We start from the raw sequence: 273 nt of genomic DNA, 5'->3' as shown, positions 1-273 counted from the left end.
CTTGGCCGAGGTCGAGCCCAGCCAGGAGCGCTTGTCGCGGGATTGGCACCAGATCACCGGGGACAGCTTCATCGTTGATGTGCGGCCCATCGTTGGAGATCCCGCCGAGGGGTTCATGGAGGTTTTCAAGTACGCCATCAAGTTCAGCGATCAGCCGGTTGCCGATACATGGCATGCCTTTCAGACGCTCAAGGGGAAACGCCTTCTTGGTTCTGCTGGGTGCTTCCGAGGTGTCGAGGTGCCGGAAGAGCTGACCGATGAGCCGCTCGATGA

Annotated in this window: 1 pseudogene; it reads left to right on the top strand. The window is 60.1% G+C overall.

Features of this window, described 5'->3' with window-relative positions:
- Positions 1-273, top strand: a pseudogene (locus ABG80_RS20070) (protein rep); the annotation flags it as partial.

Origin of the sequence: Aquabacterium parvum, assembly GCF_001447195.1 — a bacterium.
Taxonomy (GTDB): Bacteria; Pseudomonadota; Gammaproteobacteria; order Burkholderiales; family Burkholderiaceae_C; genus Aquabacterium; species Aquabacterium parvum.
This window is presented reverse-complemented; position numbering and strand designations above follow the sequence as displayed.